This window comes from Lactobacillus sp. ESL0263 (assembly GCF_003692845.1).
GTDB lineage: Bacteria > Bacillota > Bacilli > Lactobacillales > Lactobacillaceae > Lactobacillus > Lactobacillus apis.
On sequence record NZ_REHL01000005.1, the window covers coordinates 1 to 24,493 of the forward strand.

Sequence of the window (24,493 nt, forward strand, 5' to 3'; positions counted from 1 at the left end):
GTTCCAAGATTTGCATCTCGGATTTATTTGCTTGCGAAATTGACTTCGCTCTTTTGTTTTGGGTTCTTTAAACCCGCACATTTTTGCGAAAACATTGTTCAGTTTTCAAGGTACTACCTGCTGCTTATTGCAGCGCCTTAGATATTTAATCAGATCTTGTTCTCTTTGTCAAGAACTTTTTTCTGACCTTTATCACCCGCTTGCCTTAGCAGCGTTTGTTATCTTACTAAACCTGCTAACTTTTGTCAACTGGTTTTGCTCGATTTTTTTGTCGTTCAATCGCTCGAGCTGTTGTGCCCTATGTCCTGACGACAGTTATTAATACTAGCAACTATTTCTCTTTTTGGCAAGTCTTTTTTTATAAAAAAAGAATGTTATTTCTAACATTCTAATTTATGTGGCTACTTAGAGACACTTTTTTGGTTTTATTTATATTTTTAAGCAGGAGACAGATACATTGATAAACGTCTCGAATATCATGTTTGCATTCACTTAGAATCCAGTAGTACGTAATTGCATAAATTCCATTTGCAACTAGCTCTACCTGTCTAACCGAAAAAGCTCCTCGTGGCCGCATATAATTTTCTATTGCAAGAGCAATTTCTTTTCGCAGAACATCATAAAAGACTCGTGAGTCTTTTGAGATTAGGATTATGTTTAAGAAATAATATTTATTAGCTCTAACCTTTTCAAGCATTCTGAAAATCATTGCTTCGATTGACTCTTTTTCCAAGCCGCGAAGAGTTCTTCGTACTTGTAAAACCATTACAGATGCAAACAAATCACAAATATTTCCATAGCGCTGGTAAAAAGAACCTCGTTCAATTCCAGCCTTTTTGCAAAAATCAATTACGGTGTATTTTCTGACAATACTCTTTGAAAGATCTCCCTTTAAAACCTCTTCAAACTTTATTGTAGCCATTCTTATTTCCTCCAAACTATCTTTTAATCAACTATCATTTTTAGTTCTACTTAATTGCTTCACCACACTTTTTTCTTATAATACAATAAACAAATATAGCAGTTAAACCGCTATCATACAAAACATTTATAAGGAATTGTTAATAATTATTCTTTATTTAGATAATATTCTTCTTATGCTTAATTAGTGAAAAAAAAAGCAAAAGCCGTAAGAACGGCTTCTGCTTAAAATCTATGAGTTATTATCACGTTTTCGTTTACGCTGTTGTTTTGCTTTACGAATCTTATGACGCTGCTCAATTTTATTTTTCTGCGCTTTATCTTGTTGAATCACACGCTTAATTTTCTTTTTATAACCAGGTTTACGCTTCTTTTTGGCTTTTTTAACATAGCCATTGACCTTATTATCAACAGTGTATGAGTCTGAACTGCGTTCATTTCTGCTGTGATAATGTTTTCGCGGTACTAGCTCATCATTTTTAATTTCAACAAAATCAAAATGAATTCCCATTTTTTCTAGTCCAGCAATTCGGTTCATTTCTTCAGCGCGAATAAGAGTCACTGCATGACCCGAAAGTCCGTTTCTGCCTGTTCGACCAACACGGTGGACCACAAATTCTAAATCACGTGGTATCTCATAATTAACTACAAGACTCACACCATCTATATCCAATCCACGTGCTGCTAAATCTGTCGCAACAACGTATTGGTATTGACCGTCATTTATTTCGCGAACAGTTCTTTTCCGCTCGCGTTCAGTAATACCGCCGTGAATTTTAGCTACACGTAAACCCTGCTCCTGCAAAAATTTAGTCAACTCATCTACAGTTTGCTTAGTATTTGCAAAAACTAATGCTAAATAAGGCTGTCCCATGGTTAATAATTGGTACAGTATACGTTTGCGGTTTTTTCCGCCAATATCAATCAAATCATTTTTGATTGTAGGTGAAATTACAGCAGGATTATCGATGACAATTTGCTCAGGTTGTGACATATATTTCCGCAAAAAGTTAGATAACTTCACTGGAATGGTTGCTGAAAAAGCAGCAAAAGTCGCTGTCTTAGGTAACCTTTGAGCAATAAAATCAATATCAGTTAAAAATCCCATATCCAAAGTCATGTCTGCTTCATCAATGACAAAATTTTGCACGTGATCCAAAAATAAAATTTTCTTTTCAACAAAATCATGTAATCGACCTGGTGTGGCAATTATAACTTGCGGATTGCGGTTATTGATTTTTTTCATTTGACGCTCACGATCACTACCACCAGCGAAATGAGCGATGGAAATATCCAGACCAGCCGCATCCCTCAATTGACGGGCTACCTGATAAAGCTGTTCAGATAACTCTCGACTAGGAGCAGTCAAAATTGCTTGCGGATATTCAAGGTTTTCATCAATTTCATTTAAAATTGGTACCAAAAAGGCATGCGTTTTTCCTGAGCCAGTTACGGCTTGAACAACGACATTTTTGCGCTCCAATAAAACAGGAATAACTTCTTCCTGTACTTTAGTTGGCTGACTAAAGTGTATTTTCTTTAAACCAGCACGCAACTCTGGTCTAATTTTTTCATTAGTAAAAATATTATTCATTTTTTTCGCGATATTCCTTAGTCACCTGAACTAGTTCAGCAAAAATTTGCTTAACTTCGTCCATGTCTTTAGCATTAGCTCCACTGGCTAAGGCGTGTCCGCCACCATCATGCTGGGCAGCAAGTTCGTTAATAATTGGACCTTTTGAACGATAATGCACTCTAAAAGTTCCATCTGGCTTTTCAACAAAAACATTCCAAGCAATAATGTCTTTAATTCTTCCGGGAGTTGATACAGTACATGATGCTTGATCAGAATCTACACCTAGTTTTTCTAGTGCATCCCTTGTCAAAATCGCATATGCCGCACCACTAGGATCAACCTTCATATATTCAAGCACTTCTGCTTGTAATTTGGCCTGCGCAAAAGTTACATCGCTAATATTACGAGCAATTTCGTTAATGTTAATGCCTGTTGCTGTCAATTTTGCAACAACATTGAAGGTATGTTCTGATGTTTCTGGATACATAAAGCGACCAGTATCACCAACAATACCTGCATAAAGTGGATATGCTACTTCTGCAGTTACAGGCAGATTTTCTTCAAATAAAAAGTCCGCAACAATTTGGGAAGCTGCTGGTGCTTCGTCATCAACAAAGCTCAAATCCGCATATGGTTCAACATCTGGGTGATGATCGATTTTAATTAGAAAGTCACCCTTACTGTATAGCTTATTAGATATTCTCGCAGTATTACCTGTATCAGTTGTAATAACTAATGCACCTTTGTAATCTGCTTCAGTAACTTCGTCCATGGTGTTAATCCATGCCAAATCACCTTCATCGTTTTCACCTGCACATAAAACTCTTTTGTCTGGGAATTTAAGTCTTAATGACCGTGCAAGCCCTGCCTGAGAACCTAGAGCATCAGGGTCTGGGCTAGTATGACGGTGCAAAATAATTGTCGAATATTGTTCGATTTTTTCATATATTTTTGGGAAAGTGTTCATTTCTTCTCCTTCTTGATCTTTTAAGTACTTTAACTAGTTTAACAGAAATAACACCCTAACTTGAAAATAAATTCAAGTCAACGTTTTCAAATTCTGCTTCAGTAAAATCAGTCGCCGTAATGCCTAATAGTCGTATTCCATCGCTTAAGAAACTGTCTGCAAGTGGTTCAAAAAGTTCTTTGGCTGCTTCGTAAAATTCAATTGCCTGATTGGTAGCATGTTCTAATTTGCTTCTTCTAGTAATTGTTTCAAATTCAGTATTACGAATTTTTAAAACAACTGTCCTAGCAAAAAAATTTCCATAGCTAAGTTTTTCTGCCAACTCACTAGCGTAATTTCTAAGATTAGTCAGGGCTACTTGCTTATCGTAAACGCATGGTTCATAACTACGCTCAATTCCAATTGACTTGCGATTGTATTCATCGTCTGGGATAACTCGCGATAAATCAATTCCATTTGCATGTTCTGCCATCAAATAACCCATTCGATTAAATTCTTTAATCAAATCTCGAACATGCGTCTGCTGCAAACCTTTACCGGTTGTTATACCCATTTCAGCTAATTTTTCCTCTGTTTTTGGTCCAATACCATGAAAATGTCCAATTTTTTGTGCAGCTAAAAATTCTTTTGCTTCACTGGGCAAAATTACTGTTCGTCCAAATGGCTTTGAATATTCTGAGCCCATTTTAGCTAGAAAACGATTGTAGGAAACCCCAAAAGAACAATTTAATTTTAATTCTCTCCGTACACGAGTCTGTAAATCAATGGCGAGTTGTACAGCTGATTTGATGCCTAATTTATTTTGAGTTACATCTAAATACGCTTCATCTAAAGCAATTGACTGAACACGGTCGGTCATTTCGTGCATCATTTTATGAACTTCAGCAGAAACAGAATAATATTTTTTATAATCCGGTTCCAAAAAAACCAATTTTTCGGCCGGAACCAGGCGAAATGCCTTAATCGAAGGCATAGCAGAATGAACGCCATAGCTTCTTGCAACATAGTTAGCAGTTGAAACGACACCATGACCATTACTTTTACGTGGATCATGTCCAATTACGACTGCCTTATTTTTCAATTCAGGCTTATCGCGCATCTCCACTGATGCATAAAAAGCGTCCATGTCAATATGAATAATTTTACGAGAAGTATCGTTTTTAGGCAGCAGGCCATCGCTATAATCAGTCATAAATCCAGCGTTCAGTTGGCGAATCAAAGATATCGTTTGCAGCTTTTGGTCCCATTCGATAAGGCAAGTATTGTTCTGGCTCTTGACCATTTTCGTTATCTTTTTGCCAAGCTTCTTCAATTACATCAATGAATTTCCAGTAATTTTTCAATTCACTCCAATGCGTAAAATTGGTTGAATCATTAACAAAAACATCATGGAGCAAACGTTCATAACCATCTGGCACCTTGTCTTGCTCTTCTTTGGTAAATTGATAAGCCAAATTTTCACGTCTAATCCCAGGTGTATTGATTTTCTTACCGTTAATCGTAATATAAATTTGCATGTCAGGATCAATGATAATCGTTATATTATTTGAGTGCGCCTGACCGTATTGGTTAGACATGTGCTTCAGCACGATATCAATACGATTCTTTTTCTCACGCATTTCTTTACCAGTTCTGAAGTAAATTGGCATTCCTGCTAACGGACCTTTACCAAACTTTACTTCACCTGCGACAAAAGTTTCCGTGTTTGAGTCTTCGGCAACATTAGGTTCTTGGCGATAACCAAAAGTCACATCACTTCCTAAATATTGTCCTCGTACAAAGTGTTTAGCAATTTCTGCTTCATTAGGAATAATTAAACTATCTAGCAATTCCTGTTTAGCTGCATGGATGCTTTTTGAGGATAAATCTTTTGGCTCTGGCATTGCTAGTAGTGTAATAATTTGAAAAATATGATTTTGTACCATATCACGCAATGCACCAGAGGTTTCATAGTAGCCGCCACGCGCTTCGACACCTAAATGTTCTGCTAATGTTACTTGTATATTTTTGATTGTAGAATTGTTCCAAACATTTTTAATCAAAGGATTGGTTAACCGTAGTGGCAAGATGTTCTGAATCATTTCCTTACCAAGGTAATGATCAATGCGGAAAATATCGTCTTCATCAAATGAAGCAGTGATTTGCTTATTTAATTCCTCTGCACTAGTCAAATCGCGTCCAAAAGGTTTTTCAACCACAATTCGATTAAAACCTGTACTGGTCAAATGTTGATCATTGATATGTTGAGCAATTTGACCAAAAAAGCGTGGTGCCATTGCCATATAAAAAATACGATTTCCTTGTGCACTATAGCGATCATCAAGTTCTTGAGCTAGATTTTTCAAAGTTTCATAATGCTCAACGTTAGTAACATCATGTGATTGATAGTAAAAATGACTTGCAAAAGTGGCTAGGTCATTTTCATTTACTTCTCTATGGGTTTCATGAACAGCATCACTAACTTGTTCACGCAAATATTCATGAGACCATGGACGACGAGCGGTACCAATTACAGCAAAGTTATCGTGAATTAAGCCTTGCTCATATAAATTAAACAAAGCGGGGTAGAGCTTTCGGTGGGCTAAGTCGCCACTACCACCAAAAATAATCATTACAACTGGAATATTTTTCATGAGAGGGTCCTTTCAAAGTATTATTGATCTTTACTTTTATTTTATATTACTTTTCAGTTAAACACAGTTTTTGATAATCATAAATAAAAAAAGTGCCTTACTGGGCACTTTTTATTATATCTATTCTTTAGTTGAAGATTCTTCATTTGACTTAGAAGGTTTGTCTTCTTCTGGCTTAGATGCTGGTTCTTCAACTTGTTTTTCAGAATCTGGCTTTTCAGCTTTTTCTTCAGTTGCTGGAGCTTCAGCAGATGCAGTTTTATCTGGCAAAATTTGTTGAACAGCCATGCGACTGAAAGTTAAATAAATACCATCTGCATCAATCACAACAGTTTTATCTTTAGTATCAACAGAATCAACTTTACCGTGCAAGCCATCAATCATGATAACGTTGTCGCCCTTTTTAAGTTCATTCATCATTTCCATTTTCTTTTGTTGTTGCTTCTTCTGTGGCTTAATCATTGTAAAGTACATTAAGGCTATCAAAACAATAAAGATAACAATTGTCCACATGCTGCTCATGCCGTTATTAGCATTAGCTAAAAATAAAGTATTCACGTTTACACTCCTCAAATTAAAATTTCTAATTATCTAAAAATATATTATACAAAACATAAGCAACATTTGCACTATTCGTTCGGAACTGGCAATCCAAGCTGCAAATATGCTTTTTCAGTTACCATGCGCCCGCGCGGAGTCATCAATAAAAACCCGTGTTGTAATAAATATGGCTCATATAAAGACTCAATTGTTTCAACATCTTCACCAGTATTTGCGGCAATTGTTCGAACACCAACTGGTCCACCATGGTAACTCTCAATTATCACTCGCAAAATCTTGCGGTCGGTCTGGTCAAGTCCTTCATCATCAACTTGTAGTTGCTTAAGTGAGTCTCTAGTCGTCTCATAGGATATAACTTTTTCACCCTTTACTTGCGCAAAATCACGAACACGTCGTAATAAACGGTTGGCTACTCGAGGCGTACCACGCGATCTTCTAGCAAGCTCATGAGCAGCTTGATCTCCTATTTTAATATTAAAAACTTCACTTGAACGTTGAATGATTTTCTGAAGTTCATCAACATCATAATATTGTAAATGTTCAACAATTCCAAAACGATCTCGCAAAGGGGCAGATAACTGTCCAGCCAGAGTTGTTGCACCTACTAAAGTAAAAGGTGGCAATGGCACATGAACAGCGTGAGTTGTTTGCCCTTCTCCAATTACAATGTCGACATAAAAGTCTTCCATGGCAGAATAAAGTACTTCCTCAATTGGCTTGGGCAAGCGATGAATTTCATCAATAAATAGAATATCTCCTGGATCAAGATCAGTTAGCAATGCAACTAAATCACCTGCCTTTTCAATTGCAGGACCACTGGTACTTTTTAAATTTACGCCAAGTTCATTTGCTATGACAAAAGCTAAAGTGGTTTTACCAAGGCCGGGAGGGCCGTATAGCAAAACGTGATCTAGTGCCTCATCCCTCTTTTTTGCTGCTTCAATGTAAACAGACATTTCCTTTTTAACCCTTGTTTGGCCTAAATATTCTTTAAGGTTTTGCGGGCGCAATGAAAACTCTGTCTGCTCTTCATTTTTTCCTTGAACTTCTCTTGAAACAATTGAATCATCTTCATTCATTACCATTTTCACTTCCTTTTTGTTTAACTTATCACAGAAACTACTTCTTTAACAATAAAGCAAGTCCCTTTTTAATATATTGATCAGCCGATGTTTCCTTTTCAGCTGCCAAAGTAGGCGTGATCCGGTCAACTTCTTTCTTAGTGTAACCAAGTGCTAACAATGCTAGGAGAGCATCGTTTAATTCAGGAGAAACTTCTTGATCAGCAAATTTGTCAATTTTCTGAACATAATCGCCAAGTTTTCCTTTTAAATCGAGGACAATTTGCGAAGCAGTCTTTTTGCCAACACCAGGGAACCGAGTAAGATATTTCACTTCTCCCTGTTCAATTGCTTCAGCCAGTGAGTTACTGTCTTCAGCGGCCATTATTGCCAAGGCCGACTTTGGCCCTATCCCACTTACACTGAGTAGCTTCAAAAATAGTCCCTTATCATCTTCAGTTTGAAAGCCAAAAAGAGTTATTCCAGTATCCCGAACGATTTGTTCAATAAAAACTCTCGCTTTCTGCCCCTCTTGATACGCAAATGGAGTGGGACTAAAAACTTTATAGCCCACGCCACCAACGTCAATTACAATGTAGTCTGGTTTCACCACAGTGATTACACCAGAAAGATATTCATACATTAACTATTCACCCTTTTTAAACATTTTCCGCAAGTCATTTTCACGTAAACGCACAATCACAACATTTCCCTTTGCATCATGATAAGGATCACCTATTTGACGCAAGGTCGTCAAAATATTGTTGCAATCGGCAGCTGATAATTTTTTACGTCCAGGAACTGCTCTTTGAGCTTGATCAGCAGCTATTCGCTTAACTAAATTTGCATAATTATTTTGGTCAACATTCAAATAGCTATCCAAAATCAATCTAATTGACTGCTCAAGGTCACCTTCAATCCAGGTTGGATACGACCTTAAAATAAATGTATCTTGCCCAAATTCTTCCAGAAAAATACCGATTTTTTCAATTTCCGGTAACTTGTCTTTTATTTGAATAAAATCCAGACTGCCAAACTCTAAAATTTGTGGTGTTAGTAATCCTTGTTGATTGATTTGTTGTGCAGACATTTCTGCCCTAATTTTTTCAAAAGAAATCAATCGTCTAGCTGCAACTTGATCAACCAAATAGAGATCATCCCCACTAGTAGCAATTAAGTATACACTAGTTTGTCCAACCAGTTTTAGTTCTGGCAGGCTATTTGCTAAAACCTCATCGCCAGCTGAAATCACTTCTTCAGTCAGTTTTGATTTTGAAAAAGGTCTAAGTTGTACTTGCTTAGCAACATTTTCCTTCCAAGTTTTTGTAATAATGTAGCGATCATCCTCACGTGGCTCATTCAAATCAACATATTGCTGATTGTGATCCTGGTGAATTTCAGTAGCAGGGGTTTCATGAACTTCGTCACTCGTTACTTCAGGTCTTTTAGTTTCAACGACGTTCTTATTAAGATTAAACTTTAACTGATCAATTCTGGTTTCTTCAGTCGAAGAATTTAAGTTTTCAATCGCATCAGCCTGAACATCATCAGCTAATAATGCACTGCTGATTGCATTGGTAATTAAGCGACTTAGTTCAGTTTCCTTTGAAAGTCGAACCTCGCGCTTCGTCGGGTGCACATTGACATCAACAAGTAACGGATCAACTTTTATTTTGACCACTGCTATTGGATAGTGCTTTGCACTCAAATTTGTTCCATAGCCATCCATAACTGCTGTAGCCAACTGAAAATTATTAATATAGCGACCGTTAAGTAGGATTGAAATAAAATTACGTGTTGATCTAGTCAGACCCGGTTTAGAAATTAATCCTTCAATCTCAAAATCATTATCACTGCTCTGAAAAGGCATCATTTTTTCAGCAATTGAACGGCCATAAACACTTGAAACAGTTTGCTTCAAGTTATCATTGCCAGCTGTTCTGAGCAATAAACGTCCTTCATTCATCAAAGTAATCGAAATCTCTGGATAGCCAAGAGCAATTCGATTAACAATATCAACGATTTTCATAATTTCTGTTCGCGGACTACGAAGGTATTTTAATCTAGCAGGTGTGTTAAAAAATAAATCTTTAACGGTTATTTGGGTTCCCTTAGTAGCCGCAGCATCTTCTTGACTTTTCTTTACGCCAGCAGAAAATTCCGCTTTAGTTCCAATGGTCCCCGTCGAATTAGTTAAAATTTCCACATGACTGACAGCAGCAATTGAGGCCAATGCTTCTCCCCGAAATCCAAGCGTTGCCACGTTAAATAAGTCGTGTTCATTATTAATTTTACTAGTCGCATGTCTGGTAAAGGCAAGATCAATCTGATCACTTGGAATACCTGAGCCATTGTCTTGAACAACAATTTGCTTCAAGCCAGCATCAATAAAGTCAATTCGAATGCGAGAACTACCGGCATCAATTGCATTTTCAACTAATTCTTTAACTACACTTGCTGGTCGCTCAATTACTTCTCCAGCAGCTATTTGGTTGGATAAATTGACTGATAATTCGTGAATTTGACCCATGATTAGTCCTCATCCTTTAAGTCTTCTTGCCAGTTTTCAACTAGCTGCATTATTTGAAGTGGTGTTTGGTCAGCCAGATAGAGATTCGAAATTTCATCTAAAACGTCTTTTTCTTTATCTGTTAACTTGTTTTCAGAATCAGCCGTCTCAACTGGATTTTCGCCTTCATCACTAGTAGCACTTGAGAATAAGTCAAGTTGAGCCGAAGATGGCCCCAAATCATTACCTTGTGCTTCCAAACGATTGAGTAATTTTGTTGCCTGACGAAGAACTTTACGTGGCAATCCTGCTAATTGAGCAACGTGAATACCATAACTTTGATCTGCTGGACCTGGCAAAATCTTATGTAAAAAGATTAACTTACCATTTTCTTCAGTCGCGCCAACGTGAATATTCTTCAAACGAGGTAAGGTCTGCTCAAGTGCAGTTAATTCATGGAAATGCGTTGCAAACAGAACCTTGGCACCGACTTCATCATGTAAGTACTGCACGATTGCTCCAGCTAAAGCCATACCATCATAAGTCGCAGTTCCACGGCCAATTTCATCAAATAAAACCAAACTTCTTTTGGTTGCGTTTTGCAAAGCTTCATTTGCTTCTGTCATCTCAACCATAAAAGTACTTTGACCCGAAATCAGGTCGTCTGCTGCACCAATTCTTGTGAAAATTTGGTCAAAAATCGGCAAATCTGCGCTATCTGCTGGAACAAATGAGCCGACCTGAGCCATAACTGCAATTAAAGCCATTTGTCTCATGTACGTACTCTTACCAGACATATTTGGTCCGGTAATGAGATAAATATCGGTGTCATTTGCCAACTTGATGTCATTTGGAATATAGCTTCCTGACTTCATAACCTTTTCAACAACAGGATGACGGCCAAGAACAACTTTCACATCCTGATTATCTGTATGGAAACTTGGACGACAGTAATTATTTTCTTCGGCCACTTGCGCAAACGAACAAAAGACGTCAAGCTCAGCCACCTGCGCACCTAATTTTTGTAAAGCAGAAATATCTTTTTTAACTTCTTCACGTAATTTGACGAATAATTGATATTCAAGTTCTGTCGACTTGGTTTGAGCTTCCAAAATCAAATTTTCGTGTTCTTTTAGTTCTGGTGTGATATATCTTTCAGCATTAGTTAAGGTTTGCTTACGTGTATAACGATCTAATGGCACCTTACTCTTATTTGAATTGGTGACTTGAATATAATAGCCAAAAACCTTATTATAACCAACTTTCAGATTATCAATTCCAGTTTTCTGACGCTCGGTCTGTTCCATCTCAGTTAGCCATTTTTTACCATTATTCATTGCATCTCGATAACGGTCTAGCTGACTGTCAACGCCTTCACGAATCAAGCCACCCTCTGTAGTCAGAATTGGTGGTTGCTCGACAATGGTTGAACTAATTAACTCGGCAACTCCTTTTAGTGGATCAATCTTTTGCGCAAAGTTCTGTAACACGGGGTTATCAGAATTCGCCAAAGAGGTCAAAATGTCGGGAACAGCTTGAAGTGAATGTGCTAGTTGCAAAAGTTCACGAGCGTTAACATTACCAAAAGCAATTCGTCCCGTTAGTCTTTCCAAATCATAGACGCCCTTTAGCGAATCAATAACGTTTTCGCGTGTGAAATAACCATCAAGGAGAGCTTGGACCATTTCCTGTCTGTTATTCAGTTCATTAACCGACAAAAGTGGACGAGCAAGCCACTGTTTTAAAAGACGGCCACCCATTGCAGTGTGAGTTTTATCGAGCACCCAAAAAAGTGAGCCCATTTTTTTGCCTGTTTTAGCCGAAGCAGTTAATTCTAAGTTGTCACGAACAGTATGTGACATTTGCAAATATTGGCTGACTTCATAACTTTGAGCAATCTGTAAGTGCGCTAAGCTGCGACGCTGTGTCTGCAACAAGTAACCAACTAATTGCTTAACTGCTTCTTTTTCAGCCTCATTAGTTAAATTCTGTTGGGCATATGAAACTTCAGCGTGATTACCAGTTAATTCAGCCGGCTCTGAAACTGTAATATTAGCTTTATGCAAAAATTCACTGTCGCGGTCGCTTAAGTGTCCATTATAAACAACTTCTCTAGTTCGCAATGATAGTAGTTCATTTGAAACGGCCGCAAAAGTTTTTAAATGTGTCGTATAAATTTCACCAGTCGACAAGTCACTATAGGCCAAACCGAAGCTGTTTTTAGTAGTAACAACGGAAGTTAAATAGTTGGACTCCTTAGCCTCACTTGGCTTGTCGTTCATTAGTGTTCCTGGTGTAACTAGTTGAATAATACCTCGTTTGACCATCCCTTTAGCTTCTTTAGGATCTTCAAGCTGCTCACATAGCGCTACTTTATAACCCTTTTCAACCAAAGTATCCACGTAGGAATCAACTGCAACATGAGGAACACCCGCCATTGGAATCGGATTTTCTGATTTATTTGATCGGTGCGTTAAAGTTAACTCAAGAATCTGTGCACCCTTGACGGCATCGTCTTCAAACAATTCATAAAAATCCCCGACGCGATAAAAAAGAAAAGCATCGGGATATTGCTTTTTAATTTCGTGATATTGCTCCATCATCGGAGTTAAATTTGCTTTAGCCATTTGTTCCTCTTCTTCTTTTGCGTTACTGTTATCATTATACGCTAAACTATCTGTCAAAAGAAAAAAGACCGCAACAAACGATCTCTTTTTTTACAAATATTTGATTTTGTAAACCAATTTACTAACTTAGTTAATAAGTCTTAAGCAATGTGACCTTCAACACTATGAAGGTCTTTTTTGCCGTCCATTTCAACGATAGCAGTAATTGCTGCAGTAATACCTCTTACATCATCAGCCAAACTTAAGCTTGGTGTATCAGGTCTTGCAACGACTTGTTCAGGTAAAAATGGAATATGCATGAAACCAGCTTTAAGGTCATGAAATTCCTTATCAATCATGTACTGAACTTGATACATAATGTGGTTGCAGACAAAAGTACCCGCTGTTGTTGAAACCAATGCAGGAATTCCAGCTTCACGGATTGCTTTAACCATTGCCTTAACAGGCAATTGGGTAAAGTACGCATTCTGACCATCTTCATGAATTGGTGTCGCAATCGGTTGATAACCTTTGTTGTCAGCAATCCTGCCATCATCAAAGTTAATCGCAACTCGTTCTGGAGTTAGCGCATAACGGCCGCCAGCTTGACCAATGTTTAAAACATAATCCGGTTGATGTTGTTCAATCGCATCATGCACAACATCAGCACAATCACCAAAAACCGTTGGTATTTCAACTTTAATAATTTTTGCACCAGCAATCTCATCGTCTAACCGTTTAACAGCTTCGATTGCAGGATTTATTTTATCATCACCAAATGGATCAAAACCTGTTACTAAAATTTTCATTTTCATTCTCTTTTCTAACTATTAAAAAGCTAAGAAGTACATCAAGATAATGTGAACAAGCAACATAATTAACGCAATTGGATATTGCTGTTTGATTACACCTAGTGGATCTTTCATTTCCATTAATGCAACCGGCAAAGTGTTAAAGTTTGCTGCTATTGCTACACAGTATAGAATAACACCTAATAGATGGTTACCAATAGTCCAGAAATTGCTTTTGAAGTTGCTTGACCAACACCAGAGACAGTGAAAACAGTTCCCAATGTTGCTAATAATTGTGGCAGAATTCCGGCAGATCCAACCGAACGCACCATTAAATTCGTAAAAACAAAATCAATTCTTGATACTAAGACTGATACCAAAGCAGAAATCACAACAACAGCAACTGTGTCTACTCCTAGAATAAAACCTACAACGATCACTAGAACGCCAAGTAAGCATAAATATCCCATCAGCTTTCCTTTCTTGTGACAAAATATAATACAAGCAGACATATTAATATTATTATCTTTTTTAACTTTCTCATAAACGCTTTTTGAGAAAGCTAAGAGGAAAAGCTAAAACTCAGCAATAAAAAAAGAGTCGCTCAATTGAACGACTCTTTTGAATCAGCAAAATAATTATTACATCATACCAGGAGCGCCGGCACCAGCAGCGTTAGGATCAGCTGCAGGCTTGTCTTCTGGGATTTCTGCAACAACTGCTTCAGTAGTTAATAATAAAGCAGCAATTGAAGCAGCATTTTGTAATGCAGTACGAGTAACCTTAGTTGGATCGATAATACCAGATTCAACCATGTTTTCCCACTTGTCAGTAGCTGCGTTGTAACCAACTTCAGGATCTTGACTCTCAAGTTTGTTCAAGATAACTGAACCATCTTCACCAGCGTTTTCAGCAATTTGGCGAACTGGAGCACTTAAAGCACGTAAAACAATGTTGATACCTGTTTGTTCATCTGCATTGTCACCCTTAAGGCCCTTAACTGCATCTTCAACATCAACTAAAGCAGTACCACCACCTGCTACGTAACCTTCGTCAACAGCAGCACGAGTTGAGTTCAATGCATCTTCAATACGGTATCTACGTTCTTTCAATTCGGTTTCAGTTGCAGCACCGACATGAATAACAGCTACACCACCAGTTAACTTAGCAAGACGCTCTTGTAACTTCTTCTTGTCAAAGTCTGAAGTAGTATCAGCAATTTGCTTTCTGATTGAATCTTCACGTTCTTTGATAGCATCTTCTGAACCAGCACCATCAACAATAGTAGTTGAGTCCTTAGTTACAGTGATACGACGTGCTTGACCTAATTGAGCAATTGTAGTGTCCTTTAATTCAAGACCAAGGTCTTCGGTAATTACTGTACCACCAGTAAGAGCAGCAATATCTTGTAATTGTTCCTTACGACGGTCACCAAAACCAGGAGCCTTAACAGCTACAACATTGAAAGTACCACGAATCTTGTTCAATACTAAAGTTGGAAGAGCTTCACCAGAAACGTCATCAGCAATAATCAATAATGATTTACCTTGTTGAACGATTTCTTGCAACAAAGGTAGGATATCTTGAATGTTAGAAATCTTCTTGTCAGTAATCAAAACGTAAGGGTTGTCTAAGTCAGCTTCCATCTTGTCGTTGTCAGTTACCATATATTGTGATAAGTAACCACGGTCAAATTGCATACCTTCAACAACAGATAATTCAGTTTCGATACCACGTGAATCTTCAATGGTAATAACACCGTCATTACCAACTTTTTCCATTGCGTCAGCAATTAAATCACCAACTTCTTTTGAAGCTGAAGAAACTGAAGCAACTTGAGCAATTTGATCTTTTGAAGAAACTGTGTGGCTAATCTTGTGTAATTCATCAACAACTGCGTTAGTTGCTTTTTCAATACCACGACGAACACCTACAGGGTTAGCACCAGCAGTAACGTTCTTCATTCCTTCACGGATAATTGCTTGAGTTAAAACAACTGCAGTAGTAGTACCATCACCGGCAATATCGTTAGTCTTTTGTGCTGCTTCAGCTACTAACTTAGCACCCATGTTTTCGTAGTGATCTTTTAATTCAATTGACTTAGCAATTGTCACACCATCGTTAGTAATCTCTGGGTTGCCGTATGATTGTTCCAAAACAACATTTCTACCCTTAGGACCGATAGTTGCTTTAACAGTATCAGCTAATTTATCAACACCCTTTAATAGGGAACGTCTTGCTTTTTCTGAAAATTTAATGTCTTTTGCCATAATATCCGCTCCTTAGATTACTTAACAATTGCTAAAATATCTTTTTCATGAAGGACTAAGAATTTTTCGCCTTCGTATTCAACATTAGTGCCAGAATACTTGTCGTAAAGAACAACGTCGCCCTTATTGACAGACATTGGAATCTTGTCGCCGTTGTCAGCATAACTGCCTTCACCAACTGCAACAACTTCACCTTCTGTTGGCTTTTCTTTTGCATTTGAAGCAAGGACGATTCCGCCTACAGTTTTTTCTTCTTCTTCTTTAACTTTTACGATCACGCGATCACCAATTGGTTGTAACACGTTTGTCCCTCCTATTGTTTAATTTCATTTTTATTTACTTGTCGGTTAGCACTCCTATTACCCAAGTGCTAACTTACAAATATGATAATAACCCCTTTTCCAAAAAAAAGCAAGAAAAAATTAGCACTTTTTTCATCAAAGTGCTAATTTGCTTAAAACGTTGATATTATTGGGTTTGTTACTGATTATCCTTACCCTTATCTGAGTCAAGGAAGTAAATCAATGTTTGTAGTTCAGTTGCTAAGTCCACATTCTGAATTCTTACACCAGTTGGAGCAGATAAGCGAATAGGGGTAAAGTTCATGATCCCCTTAATGCCAGCCTCTACCATATCATCAGCAGTTCTTTGGGCAGAATCAGATGGAACAGTCAAAATGGCAATAGTAATTTGCTGGTCACTTAATTGTTTCTTCAACTCGCTCATCTCGTAAACTGGCACACCGCTCAAAATTTTACCAGTAATCTTAGGGTCAATATCAAAGGCACAGGAAATACGGATATTGTTACTCCGCTTAAAATTATAGTTAAGAAGCGCATGTCCTAAATTACCAACACCGACTAAGGCAACATTAGTTAGAGTATCTTGATTAAGAATCTTTTTGAAAAAAGTAAGCAGACTCTTTACATCATATCCATAGCCACGCTTACCCAAAGCACCAAAATATGAAAAGTCACGTCTAATTGAAGCACTATCTACTTGAACAGCTTCTGATAATTCAGTCGACGAAACTTTTTCCTTACCTGCCTCATTTAAAATAATTAAATAGCGATAATATAACGGTAATCTTTTCGCAGTCGCAGTCGGTATTTTGATTTTTTCCATTTTAAAAGCCTCCAACTTATTTTGCCTAAGAGTTATTTGTGAATTAGCTCATCAATTAGTATTATTTTACCTATAAATTGATAGCATTTGCAAATGTTTTTTTCACAATCTTGAATTAATAAAAAAGGGGCTAATTTCAGTTTTTCTCTTAAAAAATCTTGACCTAGTAAAAATTCATTTGCACATTCCTTAACAAATTGATAATTACCAGATCTTCACTAACTTCGTTTTTGCCTCCCTTCAATAATCCGTCCACTATCGCACTGCAGTGTATGCTAAAATAGTTTTTAGGTGAAAAATTATGATAATTGCACAAGGACACAACTTAGAGAAACAATTTGGCGCTACTACACTATTTAAGAACGTCAATTTTTCAATTGATTCAAATGCACGAATTGGTCTAGTGGGACCAAATGGGGTTGGTAAAACTACCCTATTAAAAATTATGACCGGTGAAGAAGAAGCTACACATGGCGAATTCACGATTAATAAAGACATCGACGTTGGCTATATTGCACAGGAAAATGGCTTAAACGAAGAAAACAACATTTGGGATGAAATGTTGACTGTTTTTGCTACGCTAATTCAAATGAGCCAGAATATTCATACTCTGCAGGAAAAAATTGCCGCTCATCCCGAAGATAAGCAGCTGCTTAAACAGTATGATCAGCTTCAATTTAACTTTGAACAACAAGGCGGTTACACTTATCAGTCTGATATTAAGAGTATTCTAAATGGTTTTAATTTTCCTGAATCAACATGGACAAAAACAATTGGTAGTCTTTCGGGTGGTGAAAAAACTAGATTAGCTTTCGTTAAACTGTTGTTACGTAAGCCACCCCTACTTTTGCTCGATGAGCCTACCAACTATCTTGATTTAGATACTTTGGACTGGTTAGAAACCTATCTAAAGAGCTATTCTGGTGCTATCTTGGTTGTTTCCCACGACCAGTACTTTTTAGATCATTTGGCTAACCAAATTTTTGAATTACAATTTGGTAAACTAACTGTTTTTAAGGGAAACTACTCTAACTATGTTGCTGAGCGTGAGTTACGCAACATGCAGCAAGAAGAGGCTTACGAGCGACAACAAGAAAAAATCAAAAAGGATGAGGAATTCATTCAAAAGAATATTGCCAGAGCTAAAACCACTAGGCGTGCCCAAAGTCGACGTAAGCAACTAGAAAAAATGGAACGGATCACTCCACCTAAACATAAAAACAAGGTTCAAATTAACTTTAGAAGTGAACGCCCTTCCGGAAAAGAAGTATTAATTTTACGTGACTTAACCATTGGCTATCCAACAAAAACCATGGTCGAAGATATTTCCTTGCAAGTTAACAAGGGCGATCGTGTTGCAGTAATTGGCCCTAACGGAGTTGGTAAATCTACCCTACTTAAAACTGTCATGAAGGAATTAAAGCCAAAGGGTGGTTCGATCAAGTATGGTGCCTCTCTTGACATCGGTTATTATGATCAAGAATTACAACTGCTTGATCCGACCAAGACGGTGCTTGATACAATTTGGGATCGCCATAAAACAATGCCCGAACGGGATGTACGTTCAATTCTAGCAAGTTTTCTTTTTACGGCTAAAGACATTGATAAGACAGTCGGGCAACTTTCAGGTGGACAGAAAGCTAGACTGACTCTGACAGTCTTGTCTCTGGAACACAACAACTTTCTGCTAATGGATGAGCCTACTAACCACTTAGACTTAGAAGCTAAGGAAGTGCTTGAACAAGCCTTACAAAAGTTTGATGGCACCTTACTGTTCGTTTCACATGACCGTTACTTTATTAATCAATTATCCAACAAAATCGTTGAAGTTAAAGACCAGCATGCCAAAGTTTATGAAGGTGATTACACATATTACCTTAACGAAAAAGCTAAAACGGCAGATACTGCGGTTGCGGCTCCTGTTAAGCAAAATGAAACAGAAATGGAAAATCCTTCTGATGAATCAACCAATAAGCTTTCTTATCAAGAACAAAAGCAGCGCGATTCACAAAAACGGAAGTTGCAACGTGAAGTAGAAGCTGCTGAAGCAAAAATCGATCAACTTGAAAAACAGCAAGAAGAAATTCAAACTGAAATGGCTGACCCTGAAATTGCTACTAATTTTGATAAGCTTGGACCACTTCAAGAAAAATTAACAGACATTCAAACCGAATTAGACAAGGCAAATGATGACTGGGAAACAGCTCTCACTGCATTAGATGATTTTGAATAAACTAAAAGACATTGCATAAACCTGCAATGTCTTTTTTTACCGTTCTGGCAGCGCAATTTGACCTTTAATACACTCAACAGCTTGTCCGCCAATTAGAATTTGACCCTGATTATCTAAGTCAACTTCAATTAACCCGGAGCGCCCACATTTTTGGCCTTGACTAGCAAGATAGTGAGATTTTGCTAATAGCTGCTCTTCTTTAACCAAAACTGCTACTGCACCATTCCCACTCCCACAAACAGGATCTTCATGCACACCCTGTGCTGGTGCAAACGACCGAACTTCAACTTCCGTTTTTCCATCTGTCAAGGCAAAAACAGTTACACCTGAGGTGCCTTTTGGCAATAATGACACTAGTTGGCGATCGTCTGGATTTAGACTGAGAACAGTTTCAACCGTATCAAGATATAAAGTGTACCAAACGGCTCCAACGTCAACTACCTTAGCTAACTTAATTGAATGAATATTTGGGAGCCCTAGAGCCTGAGCAATTGCTTCTAATAAATCTGATGGAATTGGTTTTACTTCAGGTTCAGGTAAGGCAAAGAATAGTTTGTCTTGCTTCATATAAACTGGCACCAATCCTTTAGCACATTCTTGCACTAAGTATTCAGGATGCTGAGGCTTTAGTCCATTATTCAATGCCACTTTTGCTGAGCCAATCGTTGGGTGACCTGCAAAGGATAGCTCTTCTTTAGGGGTAAAAATACGTAAACGATAATCAGCAGCAGGATTCGTTGGCGAACATAAAAATGTGGTTTCCGAAAGGTTGGTCCAATTCGCTATTTTTTGCATTTCATCATCGCTAAACTTGTCACCATCAATAATTACTGCGACCGGATTACCCTGATAAGGTATTTGGGTAAAAACATCTGCCTGGCTAAAAGCCACATAATTGTGTTGCATAAATACATCCTCCACTAGTTTTATAAATAACTAGTTTAACATTTCAACTTTAAATACTGAATAGCTAATTAAGTTCTCAAGCATCTTGTCTTTTAGACCTACTTTTCATAAAATGAAGGTTACCTAATACCATTAATTAAAAAGCGAGGTTATGAAATGGAGAAATTACGTATTGCTCTTTAATTTGTAAATAAATTAAGGAGGACAAAATGAATTTTTTAACCGATAAGAATATTAATCTAAAACAGCTAATTAACTTGTATCAAAGTGTAGGCTGGACTTCATATACAGAAAAACCTGAACTACTTCAGCAAGCTGTCCATAATTCACTTTATGTGCTTGGCGCATTCAATCATGATCAACTAATCGGCTTAATTCGTGTCGTTGGTGATGGCTTGACTATTATTTATATTCAAGACTTACTGGTTTTACCTGCGTATCAAAACCAGGGAATTGGCTCAACATTGATTAATAAAGTATGTAAAGAATTTCGTCACATACGCCAACAAGTGCTTTTGACAATGGAAGAACCTAAGACACGTGCCTTTTATGAAAAAAATGGCTTTACATCTTGCGATCAAGGTGAATTAGTTGCTTTTTATCACGAATATTAACCATTAAAAAAGACTCAACCTTAAAAGTTGAGTCTTTTTGTTTTTACTTTAACATTTCTGTTGCGTAAGGTAATTCGAGCGAAGGATCTGCATTTAAAGTTAAATCTGAAAATTTACCTTCGTTATAGAGATTATAGGCAGCAGCACCTATCATTGCTGCATTGTCACCACATAATTTTAGACTTGGCAAAATAACTTTAGGAGTTAAATTCTCTGGTAGATTAGCAATTTCAGCTTCCATTCGATCACGTAAACCTAAATTAGCAGCAACACCCCCACCCATAATGAAGGTTTTCGGTTGATACTGCTTGATTGCCCTGATTGTTTTATGAGCTAAAACATCAACCACCGCAGCTTGAAAACTAGCCGCCAAATCATATTTATTTAATTCTTGATGAATCTGATCCGCATGGTGACAGGTGTTAATAAACGCACTCTTTAATCCAGAAAACGAAAAATCATAATCGTCGTCTTCCATCATTGCACGTGGAAAATTGAATGTATCTTTACCCTGATGTGCCCAATCATCAATAGTTTTACCAGCCGGATAATTAACACCAAGAACGCGTCCAATCTTGTCGTATGCTTCCCCTGCAGCGTCATCTCTTGTGTCACCAACAATTCTAAAATGAGTTGGGTCTTTCAAAAGAACAATTTCAGTATGACCGCCAGAGACTTGAAGTGCCAATGCAGGATAAATAATTTCATCTGTTAATTGGGCTGCCATAATATGACCCATGATATGGTCGACACCAATCAAAGGTAACCCTGTTGCCATTGAAGCAGCTTTAGCAGCACTAACACCAATTAGCAACGCACCAACCAATCCTGGACCATAAGTTACAGCAATGGCATCAATATCATTCCAAGTAGCATTAGCTTCAGCCAAAGCTTCTTTAGTAATTTGACTAATTACTTCAATATGGTGGCGACTTGCCACTTCCGGCACAACACCACCAAAACGCTGGTGGCTTTTAATTTGCGTAGCAACAATTAAACTTTCAATTTCGCGACCATTTTTGACAACTGAAGTTGAAGTCTCATCACATGAGCTTTCATATGCCAAAATACGGATATCTTTTTTACTATCCAAAGTCAATCCCTTTCTTTTGTGTTGTTAAATCCAGCACCATATTCAATCCATCTTTATGCACGTCTTGATAATAATTTGGACGAACTAACTTAACTGTAAAGCCTAAAGCCTGATAGAGCTTTTTGGCGTTTTCATTGTCAATTCGCACTTCTAAACTAATAAAACTGCAGTTAGCTTTTTGCGCGTAGTCAATCATCAGTTTCATCAAGTATGTACCTAACCCTTGGTGTTGCCACTCCGGATCAACCATTATGTTAGTAACATGGGCTTCAGTATTCATCTTGCGCATCCCAATCATTGCCACTAGTCTCGAACCGTGATAAACCACTAAATACAGTGAATCCTCTTTAATTAGTTCAACTTGAAAAATTGCGGCTGACCATGGTGTCGCACCATTATAGACTTTTTCTTCAAGTAATAGTAGATTAGTGATTTCATCAGTTTTTGCCTTCATTACTTGAAGCGTTTCTTGCTGCAATTTAAAGGCAAATGGCCTGAAGTGAAAATCGCTTGAATCATTTGCTGAATGCGGAAACGTAACTAGCTGCTTAAACTTCTTCCACATAATTACTATCTGGCCCAAACGGATTACCCGTCTTTTTATGCCAATCTACTTCAGCTTGTGTCCGTCTCAAATAGTTTGGTAACAATAAGTCAGGATCAACTGGTTCCTGACTGAGTGCAAGCTTGCCAATTAAGCCGGCATGAATTGCATTTTGCTCATCAGAGCCAAATGAATATGGCAGTTCAAGCGTATCAAGTTGCTCGATCTGCTTATCAAAACCAGATCCAATAAAGAGAAGCTTTTTCGGCTTATGATCATTTAAATACTCGTTGATTGCAGTAAGTAAAACATCAATGTGGTAATGTCCATCGGGAATGACATTAACTGGCTGTCCATTTTCATTAAGGTATGCTCCTGCAAAGAAGTTGTCATTTCTTGCATCAATTCCAGCCACCACTAAAGTATCTTCTTCAGAGCAACTGGCTGCTAAAGCTTGTAAAGTTGAAACGCCAACTACTTCTTTATTTAAAATGCTGGCAAACATTTTCACTGTTGTGACACCGATACGTAGACCTGTGTATGAACCTGGACCAATTGCGACTGCAAAACGGTCAATATCCTTTAACTTAAGCTTATTTTTGTTTAGAATTTCATCAATAATTGGATCGAGATGTTCACTGTGGTTCCGCTCATCCAATTCATTCTTTTCTACTATTAAGCGTTCATCTTCAATTAAAGCCACACTCAACTCATTAGTTGCCGTTGATATGCTTAAAATTTTCATTTCAGATTACTTCTACCTTTTTAAAACTATCTTCTAATTTTTACCCGCGAAATTGCTTGTAAAACAAAGTAAGTAACAACCATTTCGATCCAAGGCACAATCGTCTCTTTAGGGATGCGTTGAATTAAAGCTGCCTTTAGATCCATTCCATACATCAGATGAACCCATAGGGTATTTAATCCAATATTTACTACAACTGTGACCAAAATCGTTGCAAGAATAATGCGCCAAATTTTAACTGGTTTCTTATAAAAAAGCAAACCATAAATAAGTGGACCAATCATTGCACTTAATGTGAAGCCAATAAAAAAGCCCCCTTGGTTGCCAAATAGCGCTGAGGACACAAAGTCACTAATTCCACCGCCAATCGCACCCCAAACTGGGCCAAATAAATAGCCAAGCATGACGCTTCCAATAAAACCTAGACTAACATGAACAACTGTTGTTCCAAGACTAAAGCGACTAAGAACAACTTTGATGGCAACAACAAAGCCTAAAAGGACTAGATCGCGCAATTCAACCTTAAACATTTCCTTTGTAGTCATTTTGCAGCACTTCTTTCATAATAAACTTGGTTTAATAACCTCGTATAATTATATTATAATTTACGCCAAGTTAGTTCACAAACGGCTTTATCATTCCGTTCTTCATCAGCAATTGTGTGATATGACTTAATTTCATCTTCATTTTCAACCAATTTCACACAAGCAAACGGCGTCTGCGAATAGCGTACTTCAAGGTTAAACTTGATATCAATCCCACTAATAACATGAGTCTTAAGAAAATCACGATCCAAAGTATCAATAAACCAATTAAAGTAGTGTCCGTTTGTCATATGATGATTAGTATCTAAATCGTCATAGCGAACGCGGTATTGACGCTTATCTTGATATTCATCTTGTGGCTTCAAACGTGGAAAACGTGGCAACTTTTTCAATAAAGGAATGCCTAAATCATCCATCATTTCTTTATCCGTTGAAACCAATTTACGTTTACTTAAATCAAATAGAACCCATTCGCTTTTACCAGTAATCAAGGTATTGCCCTTTTCATCAGTAAATTGGTAATCACGATACTCCAGGAACCGGTTATAACCAATTGGTTCAGTCGTTAGAGTAATTACTTCACCAGGTTCAGGCCATCTATTAACATCTAAATGGTACTGTGTTACTACCCAGCCCAGGCCGCGACGTGTCAACTCTTCGGTGCTACCAGAGCTATCGGCTAGTTGATTCTCAGAAACACTCATCATCAAGTTAATCATTGCTGGTAATCTTAAATGCCGGTTTTCATCACATTCATAATAATTTACTGTATGTTGTTCACTATATTTCATAT

The 24,493-nt window shown here is 37.5% G+C and carries 24 protein-coding genes; 2 read left to right on the forward strand and 22 right to left on the reverse strand.

The features are described 5' to 3' along the window. Nucleotides 1-388 precede the first annotated feature (388 nt). The 16 genes from F5ESL0263_RS05985 to F5ESL0263_RS06055 form a co-directional block, all read right to left on the reverse strand. Nucleotides 389-922: a TetR/AcrR family transcriptional regulator gene (locus F5ESL0263_RS05985; protein ID WP_122035638.1), complete on the reverse strand. Its 534-nt coding sequence runs from the start codon at nucleotides 920-922 to the stop codon at nucleotides 389-391. Nucleotides 923-1,153: 231 nt separating this feature from the next. Then, the gene (locus F5ESL0263_RS05990; RefSeq protein WP_122035640.1) at nucleotides 1,154-2,515 is read right to left on the reverse strand and encodes a DEAD/DEAH box helicase; all 1,362 of its coding nucleotides are present in this window, start codon (nucleotides 2,513-2,515) and stop codon (nucleotides 1,154-1,156) included. Then, on the reverse strand, nucleotides 2,508-3,464 hold the full coding sequence (locus F5ESL0263_RS05995) for a bifunctional oligoribonuclease/PAP phosphatase NrnA (protein WP_122035642.1): 957 nt from the start codon (nucleotides 3,462-3,464) through the stop codon (nucleotides 2,508-2,510). The genes F5ESL0263_RS05990 and F5ESL0263_RS05995 overlap by 8 nt, the downstream gene beginning before the upstream one ends. A gap of 55 nt (nucleotides 3,465-3,519) precedes the next feature. Next, complete coding sequence (gene dinB, locus F5ESL0263_RS06000) at nucleotides 3,520-4,656, reverse strand: DNA polymerase IV (protein WP_232354587.1); 1,137 nt, start codon at nucleotides 4,654-4,656, stop codon at nucleotides 3,520-3,522. Next, on the reverse strand, nucleotides 4,649-6,097 hold the full coding sequence (gene zwf / locus F5ESL0263_RS06005) for a glucose-6-phosphate dehydrogenase (protein WP_122035646.1): 1,449 nt from the start codon (nucleotides 6,095-6,097) through the stop codon (nucleotides 4,649-4,651). The genes dinB and zwf overlap by 8 nt, the downstream gene beginning before the upstream one ends. Before the next feature lie 120 nt (nucleotides 6,098-6,217). Beyond that, on the reverse strand, nucleotides 6,218-6,655 hold the full coding sequence (gene yajC / locus F5ESL0263_RS06010; RefSeq protein WP_122035647.1) for a preprotein translocase subunit YajC: 438 nt from the start codon (nucleotides 6,653-6,655) through the stop codon (nucleotides 6,218-6,220). A gap of 71 nt (nucleotides 6,656-6,726) precedes the next feature. Beyond that, nucleotides 6,727-7,743, reverse strand: coding sequence for a Holliday junction branch migration DNA helicase RuvB (ruvB, locus tag F5ESL0263_RS06015; RefSeq protein WP_046307375.1), 1,017 nt, complete (start codon nucleotides 7,741-7,743; stop codon nucleotides 6,727-6,729). Between the two features lie 34 nt (nucleotides 7,744-7,777). Next, a complete protein-coding gene (gene ruvA, locus F5ESL0263_RS06020; protein ID WP_074426260.1) occupies nucleotides 7,778-8,362 on the reverse strand; it encodes a Holliday junction branch migration protein RuvA in 585 nt (194 codons plus the stop codon). Between the two features lie 3 nt (nucleotides 8,363-8,365). Further along, on the reverse strand, nucleotides 8,366-10,249 hold the full coding sequence (gene mutL / locus F5ESL0263_RS06025; RefSeq protein ID WP_122035649.1) for a DNA mismatch repair endonuclease MutL: 1,884 nt from the start codon (nucleotides 10,247-10,249) through the stop codon (nucleotides 8,366-8,368). Between the two features lie 2 nt (nucleotides 10,250-10,251). After that, nucleotides 10,252-12,831 carry a DNA mismatch repair protein MutS gene (gene mutS, locus F5ESL0263_RS06030; protein ID WP_122035728.1) on the reverse strand — a complete coding sequence of 860 codons (2,580 nt, stop codon included), beginning with the start codon at nucleotides 12,829-12,831 and terminating at the stop codon, nucleotides 10,252-10,254. A gap of 164 nt (nucleotides 12,832-12,995) precedes the next feature. After that, nucleotides 12,996-13,643 (reverse strand): pyroglutamyl-peptidase I, encoded by a 648-nt coding sequence (gene pcp / locus F5ESL0263_RS06035; protein ID WP_122035651.1) that lies wholly within the window; start codon nucleotides 13,641-13,643, stop codon nucleotides 12,996-12,998. 21 nt (nucleotides 13,644-13,664) lie between these two features. Beyond that, the gene (locus F5ESL0263_RS08770; protein WP_370448853.1) at nucleotides 13,665-13,766 is read right to left on the reverse strand and encodes a 5-oxoproline transporter, DUF979 family subunit; all 102 of its coding nucleotides are present in this window, start codon (nucleotides 13,764-13,766) and stop codon (nucleotides 13,665-13,667) included. Nucleotides 13,767-13,825: 59 nt separating this feature from the next. Continuing rightward, a complete protein-coding gene (locus F5ESL0263_RS08775) occupies nucleotides 13,826-14,095 on the reverse strand; it encodes a 5-oxoproline transporter, DUF979 family subunit (protein ID WP_370448854.1) in 270 nt (89 codons plus the stop codon). Between the two features lie 171 nt (nucleotides 14,096-14,266). Continuing rightward, nucleotides 14,267-15,895, reverse strand: coding sequence for a chaperonin GroEL (gene groL / locus F5ESL0263_RS06045; protein ID WP_109715704.1), 1,629 nt, complete (start codon nucleotides 15,893-15,895; stop codon nucleotides 14,267-14,269). A 17-nt stretch (nucleotides 15,896-15,912) separates the two neighbouring features. Further along, complete coding sequence (gene groES, locus F5ESL0263_RS06050) at nucleotides 15,913-16,197, reverse strand: co-chaperone GroES (RefSeq protein ID WP_046307385.1); 285 nt, start codon at nucleotides 16,195-16,197, stop codon at nucleotides 15,913-15,915. 178 nt (nucleotides 16,198-16,375) lie between these two features. Then, the gene (locus F5ESL0263_RS06055; protein WP_074426268.1) at nucleotides 16,376-17,020 is read right to left on the reverse strand and encodes a redox-sensing transcriptional repressor Rex; all 645 of its coding nucleotides are present in this window, start codon (nucleotides 17,018-17,020) and stop codon (nucleotides 16,376-16,378) included. A gap of 301 nt (nucleotides 17,021-17,321) precedes the next feature. Between F5ESL0263_RS06055 and F5ESL0263_RS06060 the strand changes: the two genes are divergently transcribed. Further along, nucleotides 17,322-19,253, forward strand: a complete 1,932-nt coding sequence (locus F5ESL0263_RS06060; protein ID WP_122035653.1) for an ABC-F family ATP-binding cassette domain-containing protein — start codon at nucleotides 17,322-17,324, stop codon at nucleotides 19,251-19,253. A 36-nt stretch (nucleotides 19,254-19,289) separates the two neighbouring features. Here the strand turns inward: F5ESL0263_RS06060 and F5ESL0263_RS06065 are convergent, their stop codons facing one another. After that, nucleotides 19,290-20,159 (reverse strand): PhzF family phenazine biosynthesis protein, encoded by an 870-nt coding sequence (locus F5ESL0263_RS06065; RefSeq protein ID WP_122035655.1) that lies wholly within the window; start codon nucleotides 20,157-20,159, stop codon nucleotides 19,290-19,292. A 209-nt stretch (nucleotides 20,160-20,368) separates the two neighbouring features. Between F5ESL0263_RS06065 and F5ESL0263_RS06070 the strand changes: the two genes are divergently transcribed. Further along, nucleotides 20,369-20,773 carry a GNAT family N-acetyltransferase gene (locus tag F5ESL0263_RS06070; protein ID WP_122035657.1) on the forward strand — a complete coding sequence of 135 codons (405 nt, stop codon included), beginning with the start codon at nucleotides 20,369-20,371 and terminating at the stop codon, nucleotides 20,771-20,773. Nucleotides 20,774-20,816: 43 nt separating this feature from the next. On the opposite strand, the gene tsaD is transcribed toward F5ESL0263_RS06070, so the two are convergent. Genes tsaD through F5ESL0263_RS06095 form a run of 5 tightly spaced genes read right to left on the reverse strand, consistent with a single transcriptional unit; the run spans nucleotide 20,817 to nucleotide 24,491 of the window. Beyond that, nucleotides 20,817-21,866: a tRNA (adenosine(37)-N6)-threonylcarbamoyltransferase complex transferase subunit TsaD gene (gene tsaD / locus F5ESL0263_RS06075; RefSeq protein WP_122035659.1), complete on the reverse strand. Its 1,050-nt coding sequence runs from the start codon at nucleotides 21,864-21,866 to the stop codon at nucleotides 20,817-20,819. Then, a complete protein-coding gene (gene rimI, locus F5ESL0263_RS06080; RefSeq protein ID WP_233558463.1) occupies nucleotides 21,859-22,431 on the reverse strand; it encodes a ribosomal protein S18-alanine N-acetyltransferase in 573 nt (190 codons plus the stop codon). Before rimI ends, tsaD begins: the two co-directional genes overlap by 8 nt. Beyond that, nucleotides 22,415-23,155: a tRNA (adenosine(37)-N6)-threonylcarbamoyltransferase complex dimerization subunit type 1 TsaB gene (tsaB, locus tag F5ESL0263_RS06085; RefSeq protein ID WP_122035662.1), complete on the reverse strand. Its 741-nt coding sequence runs from the start codon at nucleotides 23,153-23,155 to the stop codon at nucleotides 22,415-22,417. The genes rimI and tsaB overlap by 17 nt, the downstream gene beginning before the upstream one ends. A gap of 26 nt (nucleotides 23,156-23,181) precedes the next feature. Next, nucleotides 23,182-23,700 (reverse strand): folate family ECF transporter S component, encoded by a 519-nt coding sequence (locus F5ESL0263_RS06090; protein WP_122035664.1) that lies wholly within the window; start codon nucleotides 23,698-23,700, stop codon nucleotides 23,182-23,184. A gap of 53 nt (nucleotides 23,701-23,753) precedes the next feature. Continuing rightward, nucleotides 23,754-24,491, reverse strand: a complete 738-nt coding sequence (locus tag F5ESL0263_RS06095) for an acyl-[acyl-carrier-protein] thioesterase (RefSeq protein ID WP_046307402.1) — start codon at nucleotides 24,489-24,491, stop codon at nucleotides 23,754-23,756. Between the last annotated feature and the right edge of the window lie 2 nt (nucleotides 24,492-24,493).